The organism is Streptomyces sp. NPDC086766, from assembly GCF_044746005.1.
In the GTDB taxonomy this organism is placed as follows: domain Bacteria; phylum Actinomycetota; class Actinomycetes; order Streptomycetales; family Streptomycetaceae; genus Streptomyces.
Genome location: NZ_JBIVBI010000005.1, coordinates 506,278 through 522,841, shown reverse-complemented (window position 1 = coordinate 522,841; position 16,564 = coordinate 506,278). Strand labels below are relative to the sequence as shown.

16 protein-coding genes are annotated in these 16,564 nt (G+C 70.6%); 10 read left to right on the top strand and 6 right to left on the bottom strand.

Annotation, left to right across the window (positions count from 1 at the left end):
* Positions 1–179: 179 nt before the first annotated feature.
* Positions 180–902 carry an HNH endonuclease gene (locus ACIPM1_RS12985; RefSeq protein WP_402432904.1) on the top strand — a complete coding sequence of 241 codons (723 nt, stop codon included), beginning with the start codon at positions 180–182 and terminating at the stop codon, positions 900–902.
* A gap of 67 nt (positions 903–969) precedes the next feature.
* Here ACIPM1_RS12985 and ACIPM1_RS12980 read toward each other — a convergent pair whose 3' ends face one another.
* Positions 970–2,229 carry a DNA cytosine methyltransferase gene (locus tag ACIPM1_RS12980; RefSeq protein ID WP_402432901.1) on the bottom strand — a complete coding sequence of 420 codons (1,260 nt, stop codon included), beginning with the start codon at positions 2,227–2,229 and terminating at the stop codon, positions 970–972.
* Between the two features lie 89 nt (positions 2,230–2,318).
* Here ACIPM1_RS12980 and ACIPM1_RS12975 point away from each other — a divergent pair, with 89 nt between their 5' ends.
* The gene (locus ACIPM1_RS12975; protein WP_402432898.1) at positions 2,319–2,783 is read left to right on the top strand and encodes a very short patch repair endonuclease; all 465 of its coding nucleotides are present in this window, start codon (positions 2,319–2,321) and stop codon (positions 2,781–2,783) included.
* Here the strand turns inward: ACIPM1_RS12975 and ACIPM1_RS12970 are convergent.
* Complete coding sequence (locus ACIPM1_RS12970; protein ID WP_402432895.1) at positions 2,758–2,949, bottom strand: AbrB/MazE/SpoVT family DNA-binding domain-containing protein; 192 nt, start codon at positions 2,947–2,949, stop codon at positions 2,758–2,760. The two genes, ACIPM1_RS12975 and ACIPM1_RS12970, sit on opposite strands and share 26 nt — an antisense overlap.
* Before the next feature lie 348 nt (positions 2,950–3,297).
* Here ACIPM1_RS12970 and ACIPM1_RS12965 point away from each other — a divergent pair, with 348 nt between their 5' ends.
* From ACIPM1_RS12965 to ACIPM1_RS12950, 4 genes are all read left to right on the top strand, one after another.
* Positions 3,298–3,594 carry a hypothetical protein gene (locus tag ACIPM1_RS12965; protein WP_402432981.1) on the top strand — a complete coding sequence of 99 codons (297 nt, stop codon included), beginning with the start codon at positions 3,298–3,300 and terminating at the stop codon, positions 3,592–3,594.
* On the top strand, positions 3,594–3,887 hold the full coding sequence (locus tag ACIPM1_RS12960; RefSeq protein ID WP_356181117.1) for a Dabb family protein: 294 nt from the start codon (positions 3,594–3,596) through the stop codon (positions 3,885–3,887). The genes ACIPM1_RS12965 and ACIPM1_RS12960 overlap by 1 nt, the downstream gene beginning before the upstream one ends.
* A 155-nt stretch (positions 3,888–4,042) precedes the next feature.
* Positions 4,043–4,915, top strand: coding sequence for an RNA polymerase sigma factor SigF (locus ACIPM1_RS12955; RefSeq protein WP_402432892.1), 873 nt, complete (start codon positions 4,043–4,045; stop codon positions 4,913–4,915).
* A 246-nt stretch (positions 4,916–5,161) separates the two neighbouring features.
* Complete coding sequence (locus tag ACIPM1_RS12950; RefSeq protein ID WP_402432889.1) at positions 5,162–6,061, top strand: RNA polymerase sigma factor SigF; 900 nt, start codon at positions 5,162–5,164, stop codon at positions 6,059–6,061.
* A gap of 490 nt (positions 6,062–6,551) precedes the next feature.
* Here the strand turns inward: ACIPM1_RS12950 and ACIPM1_RS12945 are convergent, their stop codons facing one another.
* Positions 6,552–6,746 carry a hypothetical protein gene (locus ACIPM1_RS12945; protein WP_356181126.1) on the bottom strand — a complete coding sequence of 65 codons (195 nt, stop codon included), beginning with the start codon at positions 6,744–6,746 and terminating at the stop codon, positions 6,552–6,554.
* Between the two features lie 315 nt (positions 6,747–7,061).
* Here ACIPM1_RS12945 and ACIPM1_RS12940 point away from each other — a divergent pair, with 315 nt between their 5' ends.
* From ACIPM1_RS12940 to ACIPM1_RS12925, 4 genes are all read left to right on the top strand, one after another.
* Positions 7,062–7,556, top strand: a complete 495-nt coding sequence (locus ACIPM1_RS12940; protein WP_402432885.1) for a MarR family winged helix-turn-helix transcriptional regulator — start codon at positions 7,062–7,064, stop codon at positions 7,554–7,556.
* 13 nt (positions 7,557–7,569) lie between these two features.
* A complete protein-coding gene (locus ACIPM1_RS12935) occupies positions 7,570–10,113 on the top strand; it encodes an MFS transporter (protein WP_402432882.1) in 2,544 nt (847 codons plus the stop codon).
* 101 nt (positions 10,114–10,214) lie between these two features.
* A complete protein-coding gene (locus ACIPM1_RS12930; RefSeq protein ID WP_402432879.1) occupies positions 10,215–11,036 on the top strand; it encodes a YceI family protein in 822 nt (273 codons plus the stop codon).
* A 117-nt stretch (positions 11,037–11,153) separates the two neighbouring features.
* Positions 11,154–11,627 (top strand): PPOX class F420-dependent oxidoreductase, encoded by a 474-nt coding sequence (locus ACIPM1_RS12925; protein WP_402432876.1) that lies wholly within the window; start codon positions 11,154–11,156, stop codon positions 11,625–11,627.
* Here ACIPM1_RS12925 and ACIPM1_RS12920 read toward each other — a convergent pair.
* From ACIPM1_RS12920 to ACIPM1_RS12910, 3 genes are all read right to left on the bottom strand, one after another.
* Entirely contained in the window at positions 11,624–12,481 is an 858-nt protein-coding gene (locus ACIPM1_RS12920; protein ID WP_402432873.1) for a TetR/AcrR family transcriptional regulator, read from the bottom strand. The genes ACIPM1_RS12925 and ACIPM1_RS12920 overlap by 4 nt on opposite strands.
* Positions 12,482–12,754: 273 nt before the next feature.
* Complete coding sequence (locus ACIPM1_RS12915; protein ID WP_402432870.1) at positions 12,755–15,121, bottom strand: glycosyltransferase family 39 protein; 2,367 nt, start codon at positions 15,119–15,121, stop codon at positions 12,755–12,757.
* On the bottom strand, positions 15,111–16,550 hold the full coding sequence (locus tag ACIPM1_RS12910; protein ID WP_402432867.1) for a glycosyltransferase: 1,440 nt from the start codon (positions 16,548–16,550) through the stop codon (positions 15,111–15,113). The genes ACIPM1_RS12915 and ACIPM1_RS12910 overlap by 11 nt, the downstream gene beginning before the upstream one ends.
* Positions 16,551–16,564 lie beyond the last annotated feature (14 nt).

The window sequence follows — 16,564 nt, the reverse complement described above, 5'->3', positions numbered from 1 at the left end:
CCGGGCCCTCAGCCTGCCCCAGCCCCGAAAAGACCCCATCACACAGACACAGAGTCCCCGTCAGCAAGCTGACGGGCACTCATGAACGATCGAGGCTAAAGATCGCTAGCATCTCCGCTGACGGAGCTCAGAGGGCATGGTTGCCCGCGGGTGGGGCGAAGCGGAGACGAGGCAGTGCCGTGATCGACTGGCAGAACGACCCTGAATTCCCTGACTGGCGAGACACGAGCATTGGGACGAGGGTCCGTGTCGCCGCCTGGCTCGTGTCAGTAGTCGGCGAGGGCAACGAGTTCACGAAGCAGATGCTAAGAAAGGCCATTCCTGACCGCGAGCAAGTAGACCGGCGTATGCGCGACTTGCGCCCCGCCGCATGGGTGATCAAGACGTACCGCGACAAGCAGGTCGGCGGGGCGGAGATACTTCACCTGGAAAAGGTTGGGCTTCCTGTCTGGCAGAAGCAGTACAGGGGCGCTGGACAACGCACGATTAGCGACAAACTGCGGCGCGAGGTATTCGAGCGAGACAAGCACCGTTGCGTACGATGCGGTATCGCGGCCGGGGAAATTTACCTTGAGCCTCCCCATGATGCGGCCCGTCTTACCGCGGGCCACGTGAATCCCCATAAGCTTGGCTCTGCGGCCACACTCAAGGACCTTGTCACCGAATGTGCACGGTGCAACGAAACGGCTCGGCACCTCACAGGAGTACAGGTCGACGCGGAGCGCGTTTGGGACCAAATCGTAGAGCTCCCTAAGCGCGACAAAACCCGGCTACTGCGCTGGATGGTGGCTGACTCTCGCGATTTCGACAAGGCCGAACAGGTCTGGGCCGTATTCCGGCAGCTCCCCGGCGCTAGCCGCGAAGAATTGCACGAGCGCTTGAAAGGTGCGCTTGAAAGCTGACATTACATCAGCAACCTGCCGCTAGATCGCTTATCTAGCGGCAGGTTTTCACTCACCGGAGTACCAGTCAGCTGATCCGGGATCGCGACTCCGCAAAGCGTGCGTGCCGCTCGTGATCTTCCTGACCTATGAAGCCCTTGAAGCCCACGAGCCGGTATGCGCGACCGCCAAGCTGGTCGTCCTCGTCGATCACGAAGTCCCGTGCAAGCATGGCCATACGTCGCTCGAAGGCGGCGGAATCAATCTTCTCTCCGGCCAACTTCACCAGTTCTTTCTCCGTAAGCGGAGCTGACGCATTCTTCATGGCCAGATAGAGCCGGTCATGCATGACCTCATTCTCCACCTCGGACAGTTCCTTTGGCTGGCCCTTGCGATTCAACGCATTGGCGATTGACGTACCGATCGCCCTAGCCACCGGCGGGGGGAAGGCATTGCCGATCTGCCGATACTTCGTTGTCTTGCGGCCCGTGAATTCCCAGGCATAATCCGAGTCAGAGCCCCAGCCCTGGATGCGGGCGACCATTTCTGTCGTGAGCTTGGGCAGAAAGTCAACGGGATCGGATGCCTTCGGCGGAGCGTCAGCGACACCCATTGCGTCTACACCGAGTGCACGCCAAGCAGCCTTGGCACGAGTCGGGCCTAGATCTGCTCCGCCATGCTTCTTGGAACCGCCCACGATGGTGGGCGCAATGTCGTTCGCCTTGTCTCTCCATGCTTCAGCGCCGGGCCAGCCATCCTCGGCCATCAGGTCGAACAGCGCCGTCCCGACCGTGCCCTCATAAGGAGTCTTCTCAGGCCACTCGAACCACGGAGCATCTTCGTTACGCAGCGCGACTAGGACGAAACGGGGACGCAGTTGCGGTACGCCATAATCGCTAGCGTGCAAAAGCTTCCAATCAGACCAGTACCCGAGATCTTTCAGCCGGTCCTTCACGTGCTGGCGATACGCGGAGAAGCGCGGCATTGAAAGCCCTCGCACGTTCTCCAAAAGGACAGCCCGCGGCTGCATCCTTCCGGCAAGTTCAACGGCCCATGCGAAAAGATCCCGCTCGTCGGTGGCGCCGAGCTGCTTGCCAGCGATAGAGAACGGAGGGCAGGGGACCCCGCCAGCGAGCAAGTCAACGTCGGGGACCTCCTTAGGATCCCAGGTCCTCTCGTCAGCCACGTCGCCGCGCCGCACGTCCCAGTGCGGGCGGTTCTTCTTGAGAGTGTTCGCCGCGTTCTCATCGAGCTCGACGGCGAGTGCGTGGTCAAAGCCTGCCAGCTCAAGGCCGAGCGACTGGCCTCCAGCGCCCGCGCAGATTTCCACGGCCGTCAGATCAGCCACGCTCGTACCTCCAGGTCGTGATTGCACAGGTCTACCATCCTGGCCCATCAAACACCGAGGGTCTGACACTCTTGGCTACGGTGTAACCGATGGCTCCCAACAATGACCCCGTCTCGTTGACGTCGCCGACCCCCGGCCGCTCGCGCAACATGGCTGCGATCAAGCGGCGCGACACCAAGCCCGAGCGAACCATCCGGTCCTTGCTTCACGCCGCGGGGAAGCGGTACCGCGTTGATGTCCGCCTACAACTGGAGGGCGCGCGGCCGCGGCCAGACATCCTCTTCACGCGCGCACGAGTGGCTGTCTTCGTGGACGGGTGTTTCTGGCACTGCTGCCCCGAGCACGGTCGGCAGCCCGGCGTTAATGGCGGCTACTGGGGACCAAAGCTAGAGCGCAACGTCGCCCGAGATAGGGACGCCGACGAGGCCCTGACAGCCGCGGGGTGGACAGTCGTCCGTGTATGGGAGCACGAGGCTCCAGAGGAGGCCGTGGAGCGCATCATCGCGGCTGTCGACGCCGCTGCTCCGGCTAGTCGAGGCTCCCGAACTGGATGAGGTCCTGTGCCGCGTCCTCTTCCCTGCGCAGCACGATCCGGCCGTCGCCGTTGCTGTAGGCCAGCACGGAGCTCCCGGGCGATAGCCCTGCCTCGGCGAGCACCCCAAGGGGGAGGACGACCGAGCCGTCTTCTGCGATCGTCAGCTGGATAGGTTCCCTGAGCACAGGACAGAGCCTCCTATGACACGGTCGCTGTCGCAAGCAACGGGTGGCGGCGCAGGTCAGGGCGCTCGGTCGAGCGTGTTCGTTTTCCAGCGACTGAACAATGCCGGTCCCGGTCTGGTCTCAGTTTTGGTCTCATTCGTGGTTGGCCGTAGCCGTTCATGAGCGTACGAGCCACCCGACAGGAGCACGGTGGTGAACGACCGCGGATAGGACCGGACAGCACCTTGACCAGCAGGAACAGACCTCGAAAGCGAGTGTGGCGCAAGTCACCGAGGGTTCAAATCCCTCCGCTACCGCCGGTGAAGGGCCCCGTCCGACGGACGGGGCCCTTCGTGCGTGGATCGGTGGGTGGGGATGATCCGGAAGAACGATCCGACGGTTACACTCACCGCCGGCACCACCAGCCCCGAGAGCACCGGCAGGCCCGGGAACACCAGCAGTCCGCAGCAGTCAGAGGGAGAGGCCGCGATGGCGGTGAACGCCAAGAAGATCGCCGTCTACGCGCTCGTGGTCTTCGCGCTGTATCTGATCATCACGGACCCGGCCAAGGCCGCGGACTACGTGCAGATAGGCTTCGAGGGCATATCGGACGCCGCAAAGGCCATCGGCGACTTCATGACCTGGGTCGCGCACGGAGGAAAGTGATGATCCGCCACCTGGTCCTCTTCAAGCTCCACGAGGGCGTCGAGCGCGACGACCCGCGCGTCGTGGAGGGCGTCGAGGCCTTCCGCGCCCTGGAGGGCAGGATCCCGGAGATCCGCTTCTGGGAGTGCGCCTGGAACATCAGCGACCGCCCCATCGCCTACGACTTCGCGATCAACTCGGCGTTCGACGACCTCGCCGCGCTGCGCCGCTATGTGGAGCACCCGGACCACCAGGCGGGCGTAGGACTGTGGCGCGAGTTCGCCACGTGGGTGATCGCCGACTACGAATTCTGAGCCGTACGCACGCACGGCCACACCCCTGGCCCCGCACCGGACCGGTGCGGGGCTTCGCCGTGTCCGGGCGTCCCTGAGCCGGTATTTCACCCCTCAACACGTGCATATGCGGTGCTTGAACACGATGGACCTGTCTTGTGATGCTATGACCGCTTTTGACGGATCAGTTGACCGATGAAGAGGTGGCGTTGACCGTGTCGGCCAGTACTGCGCCACCCCAGGAGGAGACTCCGTCCCCGGCCGAGGCACCGGCCCCGGAGAAGCGCCGCGGCGCCGACACCCGGGCCCTCACTCAGGTGCTCTTCACCCAGCTGAAGGAGCTCGAACCCGGCACCGCCGAGCACGCCCGCGTGCGCGGGGCGCTCATCGAGGCGAATCTCCCGCTCGTGCGCTACGCGGCCGCCCGCTTCCGCTCCCGCAACGAGCCGATGGAGGACGTCGTCCAGGTCGGCACCATCGGACTCATCAACGCCATCGACCGCTTCGACCCCGACCGGGGCGTGCAGTTCCCGACCTTCGCGATGCCGACGGTCGTCGGCGAGATCAAGCGCTACTTCCGCGACAACGTCCGCACCGTCCACGTCCCGCGCCGGCTGCACGAGCTGTGGGTGCAGGTCAACAGCGCCACCGAGGACCTGACGACCGCGTTCGGGCGCACCCCGAGCACCGCCGAGATCGCCGAACGGCTGCGCATCACCGAGGAGGAGGTGCTGTCCTGCATCGAGGCGGGCCGGTCGTACCACGCGACCTCCCTGGAGGCCGCCCAGGAGGGCGACGGGCTGCCCGGGCTGCTCGACCGGCTCGGCTACGAGGACCCGGCGCTCGACGGCGTGGAGCACCGCGACCTGGTCCGCCACCTGCTCGTCCAGCTCCCCGAGCGGGAGCAGCGCATCCTGCTGCTGCGCTACTACAGCAATCTCACCCAGTCGCAGATCAGTGCGGAGCTCGGTGTCTCGCAGATGCACGTCTCCCGGCTACTGGCACGTAGCTTCCAGCGGCTGAGATCCGCAAACAGGATCGAGGCGTAACCGGCAGGAGCGAATCCCTCACCTGGGCCGATGCCGACATACGGCCCGTGAGACGCCGTCAGACCCCTTGTGTCCAGGGCCGATTCGCGCCACGGATGTCGACAAGTCCCTACAGCGCGTTGCCGACATGTGACATTCTGCGGGAAGAGCGTTTGCCGGGGCTTCGGCGCCGGTATTCAGGTGAAGGCTGCGTTCTCCCCGACGAGGGCGCCGGCCGCGACCGTCCCGCGACCCATAGGGGGTGGCATGTCCGCAGATCAGGGCAGCTCGAAGGTGCTCACGCTCACGAAGAGCGAGAGCGTGCCCGAGGCGCTCGACGCCCTCGACGACGTTGTGTCCCTCGAGGCCGCTCCGGCCCCGACCCCGGCCCTTCCGGCTCCGGAGGCCATCGACACCCGCACCCTGTCCCGCTCCCTGTTCCTGCGGCTCGCCGCACTCGACGAGAACAGCCCCGAGCGCGCCTACGTCCGGGACACCCTGATCGAGCTCAACCTCCCGCTGGTGCGCTACGCGGCCGCCCGCTTCCGCTCGCGCAACGAGCCGATGGAGGACATCGTCCAGGTCGGCACCATCGGCCTGATCAAGGCGATCGACCGCTTCGACTGCGAACGGGGCGTGGAGTTCCCGACCTTCGCGATGCCGACGGTCGTGGGCGAGATCAAGCGCTTCTTCCGGGACACCTCCTGGTCGGTCCGGGTGCCGCGGCGGCTGCAGGAGCTGCGGCTGGCCCTCACCAAGGCCAGCGACGAGCTCTCCCAGAAGCTCGACCGCTCCCCGACGGTCACCGAACTCGCCGCCGCGCTGGGCGTGTCGGAGGAGGACGTGGTCGACGGCCTCGCGGTCGGCAACGCCTACACCGCCTCCTCGCTGGACTCGCCGGCCCCGGAGGACGACGGCGGCGAGGGCTCGCTGGCGGACCGCCTGGGCTACGAGGACACGGCACTGGAGGGCGTCGAGTACCGCGAGTCGCTCAAGCCCCTGCTCGCCAAGCTCCCGCCCCGCGAGCGGCGCATCATCATGCTGCGCTTCTTCGCCAACATGACCCAGTCGCAGATCGGCGAGGAGGTCGGCATCTCGCAGATGCACGTCTCCCGGCTGCTCACGCGCACGCTGGCTCAGCTGCGCGACGGGCTCGTCTCGGACTGACCGTCCTCCCGCTCCCCCCTCCCCCGTCTGCGCTGATGTGACGGGGCATCGGCCACCAGGGCGCGATGCCCCGCCCCATGCGGACGACGTGGACGGCGTGGGCGACATCGACCCCGGCCGCCGAGGCGCCTTCACGGTTGCTTCGGCGGCCGTCGTCTGCCCGGGCGCGACACCGCCCGCGTGCGGAAGCGGCGCAGACCACGGTGACGCGACTCCGGCGGCACGCGGGTGAGTTCGGGCACCACGGCCCTCGGTGCGCGCGTCATCGGGGCGCTCGGCATCGCCTGAGCGACGGCCGGGGCGACCGAGACGCTCCCGGGGCCGATCGGGTCCGGGCGCGCGGACGGACGTGGACGGTGTGCGCCGACGCGACGGGGACCGCGACGGGGACCCCGCTCGAGCGCGGCCGAGAGCTTGGAGGAGGGTTCCGCCGGGCACGCACACGAGACGCGGGACGTGCCCGTCCGGTGGAAGTCGCGGCGGGCGACGCCTACTTGAGCGCCAGCCACGCCACCGCGGCGACGACCGCCACGGCGACCACGATGCCGATGATCAGGCCGACCCGGGGACCCGAGGAGGTCTGCTGCGGGGTGGCGCTCGGAGGAGCCTCGTCCACGAACGCGCGGAACATCTGCGTGCTGCCGGCGGGGTCGTAGTTGCCCTGGGGGCCCTGCGTGTTAGCCATGGCCCGAGACCCTAGCGAAAACGCGGGGACCGCCCAAGGGCGGGGGTTGCGCCGGCGCTCCCGGAGGGACGCCCGGCGTGGCCGCGGAGCTTGTCCGGGATGCCGCCCCCGGCCCCCGCCGCGACCGTGACGGGCTCGTTCTGAACGGTTTCGTCCTCAAGCGCCGGACGGACTCCCGCGCGCCGGGCCCACCCGCGTATTTACGATCGCGATACTTGTCTTTGCCAACTTTTTGCGTCGACCGGCCCCCGCTTGTTTGCCTGCAGCAACCAACTGCTCGTATGGTTGCCCCAAGCAACGAATACGGGAGGTGTGATGGCCGAGCGGTCGCAGTTCGAAGAGCTGGCGCGCCAGCTCAGTGCCGTCGGCGCCGTGAAACGGGACATGGGGCGGATACTGCCGCCCGACTGCCCGGCGGGCTCGGTCGCCGTGCTGACGCTGCTCGGACGGCACGGCGACATGCGCATGAGCAAGCTCGCCGAGCTGCTCTCCGTGGACATGTCGGTGACCAGCCGGCATGTCGCGCACGTCGCCGCACGCGGCTGGATCGAGCGGTCGCCCGACCCCGCGGACAAGCGCTCGCGCATCCTGCACCTGACGCCCGCGGGCGCGGCGCAGCTCGACGAGCTGTCACGGCGGACCACCCAGCTGCTCGCCGACCGGCTGAGCGACTGGACCGACGACGAGGTCGGCCAGCTCATCCGGCTGATGACGCGCCTGCGCGCCAGCTTCGGCGACTGCCGGTCCGCCCCGGCGCGGCTCCCCGCACCCGTAGTCGAAGAGACCACCCGTACACCCGCAAGCACGTAAGAGAAGGAAGCCCATGGCAACGACCACACCAGCCGGTGTGCGGGCTCACGCCAAGCACGGGGGAGGCTCCTCCGGCGACGCTCCGATGACACACCGGCAGATCATGGAGGCGCTCTCCGGGCTGCTGCTCGGAATGTTCGTGGCGATCCTGTCGTCCACGATCGTCTCCAATGCCCTGCCGGAGATCATCGGCGACCTCGGCGGCGGTCAGTCCGCCTACACCTGGGTCGTCACCGCCGCCCTGCTGTCGATGACCGCGGCCACTCCCCTGTGGGGCAAGCTCGCCGACCTGTACAGCAAGAAGGCGCTCGTCCAGATAGCGCTCGTCATCTACGTCGTCGCCTCGGCGGCGGCCGGTCTGTCGCAGAACCCGGGCATGCTGATCGCCTGCCGCGTGGTGCAGGGCATCGGCGTCGGCGGTCTGTCCGCGCTGGCGCAGATCGTCATGGCGGCGATGATCTCCCCGCGCGAGCGCGGCCGGTACTCCGGCTACCTCGGCGCCACCTTCGCCGTCGCCACCGTCGGCGGCCCGCTGCTCGGCGGTGTCATCACCGACACCTCGTGGCTCGGCTGGCGCTGGTGCTTCTACGTCGGTGTGCCGTTCGCGGTCATCGCGCTGATCGTGCTGCAGAAGACCCTGCACCTGCCCGTGGTGAAGCGGGACGTGAAGGTCGACTGGGGCGGCGCGTTCCTGATCTCGGCCGCCGTCTCGCTGCTGCTGATCTGGGTCACCTTCGCCGGTGACAAGTACGACTGGCTGTCGTGGCAGACGTACACGATGGTCGGCGGTTCCGTCGTCCTCGGTCTGCTGTTCGTCCTCGTCGAAACGAAGGCGAGCGAGCCGATCATCCCGCTGCGGCTGTTCCGCAACCGCACCATCACCCTCGCGTCGCTCGCCTCGCTCTTCGTCGGCGTCGCGATGTTCAGCGGCACCGTCTTCTTCAGCCAGTACTTCCAGCTGGCCCGCGACAAGTCCCCGACGATGTCGGGCGTCATGACCATCCCGATGATCGGCGGTCTGTTCGTCTCCTCCACCGTCTCCGGTCAGCTCATCACCCGCACCGGCCGCTGGAAGGCGTGGCTGGTCAGCGGTGGCGTGCTGGTGACGGCCGGCCTGGGCCTGCTCGGCACCATCCGGTACGACACCGACTACTGGAAGACCGCCGTCTTCATGGGCCTGCTGGGTCTCGGCATCGGCATGATGATGCAGAACCTGGTGCTGTGCACGCAGAACCAGGTCGCACCCGGCGACCTCGGCTCGGCCAGCTCCACGGTCACCTTCTTCCGTTCCCTCGGCGGTGCGGTCGGCGTCTCCGCGCTCGGCGCGGTGATGGCCCACCGGATCACCGACTACGTCAAGGACGGCCTGGCGGACCTGAACCCCGAGTACGCCCGCGCCCTGGCCGGTTCGGCCTCCGGCGACAGCATCCCGCACATGGACGCGCTGCCGAGGCCGCTGCGCACGGTCATGGAGAGCGCCTACGGCCACGGCATCGCCGACATCTTCCTGATCGCCTCCGGGCTGGCCGCGGTCGCCTTCCTGATCACCCTGTTCATCAAGGAGGTCCCGCTGCGGACCAAGGGCGCTCTGGCGCAGGCCGCCGACGGCGAGTCCCTCCCCGTCGACCCCGCCGCCACCCCCGCCGTCGCGGAGGCCCAGGCTCCCGCCGCCGAAGTCCCGGCCGAGCAGCACGCGCCGAGCCCGGCACCGGCCACCACCACGGAGGCCGGCCCGGAGGGCACGCAGCGGCTCGCCGCCGTCGCCATCGCCGCTCCCCCGGAGACCGGCGCCGGGGGCGGGATCCCGGTCCGCGGCTTCGTCCGCGGCGCCGAGAGCGCGCCGGTGCCGCGGGCCGCCGTCACGCTGATCTCGCTGACGGGCCGCCAGCTGGGCCGCTCCGTCGCCCAGGCCGACGGTGCCTACGCGGTGGACGCGCCGGGTGCGGGCTCGTACGTGCTGATCGCCTCCGCCGACGGCTACCAGCCGCAGGCCTCCACGGTCGTCGTGAACGGCGAGCCGGTGGCGTACGACGTCCTGCTCAGCGGCACCAGCGGGCTGAGCGGTGTGGTGCGGGCCACGGAGGGCGGGCTGCCGGTCAGGGACGCGATGGTGATCGTCACCGATGTGCGCGGGGACCTGCTGGCCACCGGGACCACCGGTGAGCAGGGCGAGTTCTCCTTCGCCGAGCTGGTGCCGGGCGCGGTGACGGTGGCGGTGAACGCCGCCGGGTACCGGCCGCGGGCCCTGCCCGTCGAGGTCGGCGGCACGGGGGTCACCCGGGTCGAGGTCGACCTCGACGCCGGCGCCGAGGTGCAGGGTGTCGTGCGGGCTCCGCACGGTCCCCTCGCCGACGCCCGCGTGACGCTGGTCGACGCGGCGGGCAACGTGGTCGGCACGGCCACCACCGGCGCGGACGGGGCGTACGCCTTCACCGACCTGAACAGCGGCGAGTACACCGTCATCGCGACGGGCTACCCGCCGGTGGCGACGGCGCTGACGGTCTCCGGCCGCGGCGTCGACGACCACGACATCGAGCTCGCCCACCCCGGCGAGTAGCACGGCCCCGGCCCGCGGCGGGCGCGCTCCGAACGGAGACGTGCCCCCGCGGGCCGAACTGCTTACGACCATTTTGTATGGGTTTCCAGGGAGAAAACGGGATGGGACTGACCGCGAGGATCCGCACCCGGGACGGATGGGCCGTGTCGCACGCGGTCGTCACGGTGACCGACATGACGGGCACGCAGGTGCTGCGCGCCGAGGCCGACCAGGAGGGCGCCGTCCGGGACGCGACCGCTCTGGCGCCGGGGGCGTACACGGTCATCGTCACGGCGGTCGGCTACGCGCCCGCCGCCGCGAGCGCGCTCGTCACCGCGAGCGGCAGGGCCGAGATCGGCACGGTCACGCTGGCCCGGCAGGGCGGCACCGAACTGCCGCCGCCCGGACCGTGGACCGTCGACCCGGCGCACTCCTCGGTGGCCGCGGTCGCCCAGCACCTGGGCATCTCCAGCGTGCGCGGCCGGTTCACGGACTTCGCGGCCACCCTCGAGATCGCCCCGGACGACGTCACCAAGTCCCGCGTGGAGGCGGTCATCCGCGCGGCCTCCATCGACACCGGCAACGGGATGCGCGACGGGCACCTGAAGTCCGCCGACTTCCTGGACGTCGAGCAGCACCCCGAGATCACCTACCGTTCGACCGGCGTGACGGCGGCCGGCGCGGAACGCTGGACCGTCCACGGCGAGCTGGGCATGCGGGGCGTCGTCCGCCCGGTCGACCTGGACCTGGCCTACCTCGGCACCGGCGCCGACCCCTGGGGCGGCACCCGGGCCGCCTTCCGCGCGACGGCCGAACTGCACCGCGAGGACTTCGCCATGAACTACAACCAGGTCCTCCAGGCGGGCATCGCGGCCATCGGCACGACGCTGAGGGTGGAGCTCGACATCCAGGCCGTGCAGGGCGAGGCGCTGCCGGCCGTCTGAGACGCGCCGGCCCACCGGGGGCACCGCGCCCGCGCGACCGGGCCGGGCGGGTGGTAGGCACGACAGGGTCACCCTCCGCGGCCCCTCCACCCGCCCTCCGGCCCCTAGGCTGCGGGCATGGCACCGAACATCGCGACCAACACCCGCGTCTCCCTCGACGAACTGCTGGACTTCGTACGCCCCCGGCACCACGCCCTGCTGCTGACCCGGCGGTCCGACGGCGGCCCGCAGGCCTCGCCGCTGACCTGCGGGGTGGACGACTCGGGGCGGATCGTGATCTCCACCTACCCGGAGCGCGCCAAGACGCGCAACGCCCGGCGGGACGCGCGGGTGAGCGTCGTCGTGCTCAGCGACGACTGGAACGGGCCCTGGGTGCAGATCGACGGGACCGCCGAGGTGATCGACACGCCGGACTCCGTGGAACCGCTGGTGGAGTACTACCGGAACATCGCCGGGGAGCACCCCGACTGGGACGAGTACCGCCAGGCCATGGTCAAGCAGGGAAAGTCGATCATCCGGGTCACCCCGGAGCGCTGGGGACCGGTGGCCACCGGCGGCTTCCCGGCGCGGCTGGTCGAGGAGGAGGGCTAGGACCGGGCGGACTTGGGGTCCGGCGACCGGCCGGACGAGGGGCCCTGCGGCCGGCCGGACGAGGGGGGCCGGGGCGCACGATCCGCCGTCGTCCGGCGGACCATCGTCTCGATGCCCGCCACCAGCAGGTCCAGGGCGAAGGTGAAGTCGCGGTCCAGCATCTCCTGGACCGTGTCGCCGCCGCGGGCCGCCATCAGGCTCGCGGACTCCGCCAGGACCTCGGCGGCGTCCGGGGCCCGCGTCGCCGCGCTCATGGCGTGCCGGAAGTAGTCGTCGGGGGCCATCCCGGCGTCGGCGCAGCGGGCGACGAAGTGGCCCTCGATCGTCCCGTAGCCGTAAACGAACCGGAAGACGGCCGAGATCGCCCCGGTCAGCGCGTGCTCGGGCAGTCCGGTGCGGCGGACGACGCGCTGGACCGTGCCGGAGAAGGCGAGCGCGTGGGGGCCGATGTTGAGGAAGGTTCCGGCGAGCGGTGACAGCCACGGGTGGCGCACCAGCAGCGACCGGTACTCGACGGCGAGCCGGCGCAACTGGTCGCGCCAGTCCTCGCCGGCCTCCGCGTCGGGCAGGCGCAGTTCGCCGAAGGCGGCGTCCAGGGCGAGTTCGAGCAGGTCGTCCTTGGTGTCGACGTACCAGTACAGGGACATCGCCGTGACGTTCAGCTCGGCGGCGAGGCGACGCATGGAGAACCCGGTCAGTCCCTCGGCGTCCAGCAGGCGGACCGTGGTCGCGGTGATCCGCTCCCGGTCCAGTCCGGAGGGCTGCCCGCTCCCGCGCCCGGCGCCGCGCGCCTTGCCCTCCAGCCAGACGCTGGTCCGCGCCGCGCCCTTGGCCCTCGGGGCTGCCTTCGCCATGGCGCACCTTCCTCAGCTTCTCACCGCCGGCTCCGCGGGGCGCCCACCTGGGCCGCGCCCTCTCCGAGTCTGCCCGCTCCGCCCCGCCCGGCAACAACACCGCCACCGGCCGGGCGCGGTGCGCGCCGCTCCCGTACGGCGGAAAGGCGGTGGCCCGGGGAGTACGCACCCCGGGCCGCCGCCCGTCTCCCGCGCAGCTTCCGCGCTTCCCCCGTCCGTCTCCCGCGCGGATCGCATCCTCGTCCGTGGCGGACCGTCAGCCGTCGCGGACCGTCAGCCGCCACCGCTCGTGCGCCGCGTGAGGTCGTAGAAGGTGGCCGAGCCGGCCGTGACCTTCTTGAAGTTCTTCTCGACCCAGGAGGTGATCCGCGCGGAGGTCCCGTCGTCGCCGCCCATGCGACCGCCCATGCCGCCGCCCGCGATGAAGTAGTGGATCCTTCCCGCTGCCACGTACGTCTGGAACTGCGCCAGCGTCGGGGACGGGTCGGTGCCGTTGAAGCCGCCGATCGCCATCACCGGGTCGCCGGTGGCGAGTTGGTAGCCGGCCGCGTTCTGCGATCCGACGGAGGCGGCGACCCAGGTGTAGCGGGAGGCGTCCTTCTCCAGCAGCTTCTTGGCCGCGGAGCCGACCCGCGCCCCGTTCAGCAGGCCGCCGGGGCCGCCGCCCGTACGGCGCCCCTCGCCCAGCGGTCCGCCCCCGGGGAAGCCGTTGCCGTTCCGGCCCTGGCCCTGGCCCTGGCCCTGGTTCTGGCCCTGGTTCTGGCCCGGCGCACCTCCCCCGGGGAGACCTCCGGGACCGCCGCCCGGGAATCCGTTGCCGTTCCGGCCCTGCCCCTGCGCGGCGCCGTTCCCGTTGCCGTTCTGCTGGTTCCGGCCGGGCATCCCCCCACCGGGTGCGCCGCCGGGGAAGCCGCCGGGAGCGCCGCGACGCCCGCCGAAGCCCATCGTGCTCGCGCCCGCGGGCCCGGCCGTCGGGAGGGAACCGGTGTGCGCGGAGTTCACCGTGCTCAGCGTGTACGCGGTCGGACCGGCCAGCGAGGTCACGATGCCCGCGGCCACCGCGGCGAGCGCGAGCCGCCGGCCCAGCCGGGCCGCGAAGATCAGGCCGAGCGCGGCGGTCAGGCCCCCGACCAGGACCAGCCACTTCAGCCAGGGCAGGTAGTCGGGCGTGCGGTCGAGCAGGACGTAGCCCCAGGCCGCGGTCGCCGTGACAGCGGCCGCGAGGGTGAGCGACGCCCACGGCCGGGAGCGCTCCTCCCACAGCGTCGTCGCGCCCATGCCGACGACGGCGGCGATGCAGGGAGCGAGGGCGACCGTGTAGTACTGGTGGAAGATCCCCGCCATGTAGCTGAAGACGACGGCGGTGACCAGCAACGAGCCGCCCCAGGCCAGGAAGGAACCGCGGGCCGGGTCGGTCCGCCGGGCCCTGAGGGTCAGGACCAGGCCGGCGACCAGCAGGATCAGCGCGGCCGGGAGCAGCCAGGAGATCTGGCCGCCGATCTCGGAGTCGAACATCCGGTCCCAGCCGGTCTCCCCCCAGCGCCCGAGGCCGTTGCCCCCTCCGCCACCGCCGCCGACGCTGCCGGTCTCGTCGCCGTTGATGCGGCCGAGGCCGTTGTAGCCGAAGGTCAGCTCCAGGAAGCTGTTGTTCTGCGAACCGCCGATGTACGGCCGCGAGGAGGCCGGCCACAGCTCGACGACCGCGACCCACCAGCCGCCGGAGACCACCAGGGCGACCGTCGCCAGCGCCAGCTGGGCCAGCCGTTTGCGCAGCCGCACGGGCGCGCAGACCCCGTACACGAGGGCCAGCGGGGGCAGGATCAGGAAGGCCTGCAGGGTCTTGGTCAGGAAGGCGAAGCCGACCGCGACCCCCGCCCACACCAGCCACCTGGTACGGCCGTCCTCCAGGCCCCGGATCACGAGGAACACGGTGAGCGCCATCAGCAGCGCCAGCAGCGCGTCCGGGTTGTCGAACCGGAACATCAGCGCCGCTACGGGGGTGAGTGCCAGCACCGCGCCCGCGATCAGTCCCGCCGCGGGGCGGAACCGGCGGCGCACGGCCGCGTACACCACGGCGACCGTGAGGACGCCCATGAGGGCCTCGGGGACGAGGATCGCCCACGAGTCGAGGCCGAAGAGCCGGACGGACAGCGCCATCGGCCAGAGCGCGGCCGGGGGCTTGTCGACGGTGATGGCGTTGCCCGCGTCCAGCGAGCCGAAGAACATCGCCTTCCACGACGTACTGCCCGCCTGGGCGGCCGCCGAGTAGAAGGAGTTGGCGTAGCCGGAGGCGCTCAGGTTCCAGAGGTAGAGCAGCGCGGTCGCGAGCAGCAGCGCGAGGAACGCGGGGCGCGCCCAGCGCGGGTCCTCGGGTCGGCCGCGCCACAGCCGGCGCCCGAAGGGCTGCCGCGGCTCCCCGGCCGAGGGGGAGCCCGGTGAGGGGGAGTCCGGCGAACCGGGGCCCGACGAGGGGGAGTCCATCGAGGGAGGGTGCGGTGAGGGGGAGTCCGTCGAGGTGGAGTCCGTCGACGCGGTGGCCTGGTCGGTCGGCGGGGGATTCGGGGGAGCGGCCGTGGGCGGCCCCCAGGAGGACGGGCTCGTGCCGCCCTGCCCGCTCGGACGGTCGTGGTCAGTGGTCATCGCGGGTCCCTCGGGTCGTGTCGTACGGACGCACCGGCCGCAGTGGCATGGCCGCGTCGCGCCGGGCGCGGTCCGCGACGTCACCGGCTCGGAGGCGGTGGAGGTCGAAGTCGGTGCCGAGACCGGTGTCGTGGTCGGGGCGGGCCACCGGGCGCCGGGGCCGCGGGGCGGCCGGCGGGGCGCCCTGGTCGCGCTGCTCGGGGAACACCCAGGCGCGGAAGAGCAGGAACCGCAGCACCGTCGCCGCGAGGTTGGCCGCCACCAGGACCGCGAGCTCGGTGGAGTGCGCCGGGCTGTCGGCCGCCGTGTTCAGGGCGGCCAGCGAGCCGCTGGTCAGCGCGAGGCCGATGCCGAGGACGACGAGTCCCTGCGCCTGGTGGCGCACGGCGCCGCCGAGGCCGCGCACCCCGAAGGTCAGCCGCCGGTTGGCGGCGGTGTTGGCGACCGCCGAGACGAGCAGGGCGAGCGCGTTGGCGGGCTGCGAGCCGGCGAACTGCCGGAAGGCGCTGTAGAGCAGCAGGTAGAACAGGGTGGACAGCCCGCCGACGACGCAGAAGCCGACGAGCTGGCGGGCCAGTCCCCCGGGCACGTCGGCCAGGCCGCGGTCGCGCGGGTCGTCGCCGAAGGGGCGGGTGAGCCGGTCCAGCGGCAGCGAGCCGGTGGCCAGGGCCCTGCCCACCCGCCACACCCCCTTGAGGTCGTCCGTGGCCGTCCGTACGAGGTCCACCGTCGAGTCGGGGTCGTCGACCCAGTCGACGGGCACCTCGTGGATGCGCAGCCCGGCCCGCTCGGCGAGCACCAGCATCTCGGTGTCGAAGAACCAGCCGGTGTCCTCCACCAGCGGCAGCAGCGCCTGCGCCACGTCACGCCGGATGGCCTTGAAGCCGCACTGCGCGTCGGAGAAGCGGGCCCGCAGCGAGCCGCGCAGGATCAGGTTGTACGAGCGGGAGACGAACTCCCGCTTGGCGCCGCGCACCACGCGCGAGCTGCGCGCCAGCCGGGAGCCGATCGCCAGGTCGGAGTGGCCGGAGATCAGCGGCGCCACCAGCGGCAGCAGCGCGTTGAGGTCGGTGGACAGGTCGACGTCCATGTACGCGAGGACCGGAGCGTCCGAGGCCGCCCAGACGGTCCGCAGCGCCCGGCCGCGGCCCTTCTGCTCCAGCCGCACGGACCTGACCTCGGCGATCTCCGCCGCCAGCCGGGCCGCCACCCGCGGGGTGGTGTCCGTGGACGCGTTGTCCGCGACCGTGATGCGGAACGCGTACGGGAAGGTGCGCGTGAGGTGCGCGTGCAGTCCGCGCACACAGGGCGGAAGGTCCTTCTCCTCGTTGTAGACGGGGATCACGACGTCCAGTACAGGCGTGCCGGCGTCTGCGGCCGGGAGGTGCTCCCGCACCGGCAGGGTGCCGGGAGAAGAGTCGGTTCGCATGGGACCGACTCTTC

What these genes read in the sequence shown, in the direction of transcription:
- ACIPM1_RS12975 (WP_402432898.1), top strand. Translation starts at nt 2,319, where the DNA reads ATGGCTCCCAACAATGACCCCGTCTCGTTGACGTCGCCGACCCCCGGC.
- ACIPM1_RS12960 (WP_356181117.1), top strand. Translation starts at nt 3,594, where the DNA reads ATGATCCGCCACCTGGTCCTCTTCAAGCTCCACGAGGGCGTCGAGCGC.
- ACIPM1_RS12950 (WP_402432889.1), top strand. Translation starts at nt 5,162, where the DNA reads ATGTCCGCAGATCAGGGCAGCTCGAAGGTGCTCACGCTCACGAAGAGC.
- ACIPM1_RS12945 (WP_356181126.1), bottom strand. Translation starts at nt 6,746, where the DNA reads ATGGCTAACACGCAGGGCCCCCAGGGCAACTACGACCCCGCCGGCAGC.
- ACIPM1_RS12940 (WP_402432885.1), top strand. Translation starts at nt 7,062, where the DNA reads ATGGCCGAGCGGTCGCAGTTCGAAGAGCTGGCGCGCCAGCTCAGTGCC.
- ACIPM1_RS12935 (WP_402432882.1), top strand. Translation starts at nt 7,570, where the DNA reads ATGGCAACGACCACACCAGCCGGTGTGCGGGCTCACGCCAAGCACGGG.
- ACIPM1_RS12930 (WP_402432879.1), top strand. Translation starts at nt 10,215, where the DNA reads ATGGGACTGACCGCGAGGATCCGCACCCGGGACGGATGGGCCGTGTCG.
- ACIPM1_RS12925 (WP_402432876.1), top strand. Translation starts at nt 11,154, where the DNA reads ATGGCACCGAACATCGCGACCAACACCCGCGTCTCCCTCGACGAACTG.
- ACIPM1_RS12920 (WP_402432873.1), bottom strand. Translation starts at nt 12,481, where the DNA reads ATGGCGAAGGCAGCCCCGAGGGCCAAGGGCGCGGCGCGGACCAGCGTC.
- ACIPM1_RS12915 (WP_402432870.1), bottom strand. Translation starts at nt 15,121, where the DNA reads ATGACCACTGACCACGACCGTCCGAGCGGGCAGGGCGGCACGAGCCCG.
- ACIPM1_RS12910 (WP_402432867.1), bottom strand. Translation starts at nt 16,550, where the DNA reads ATGCGAACCGACTCTTCTCCCGGCACCCTGCCGGTGCGGGAGCACCTC.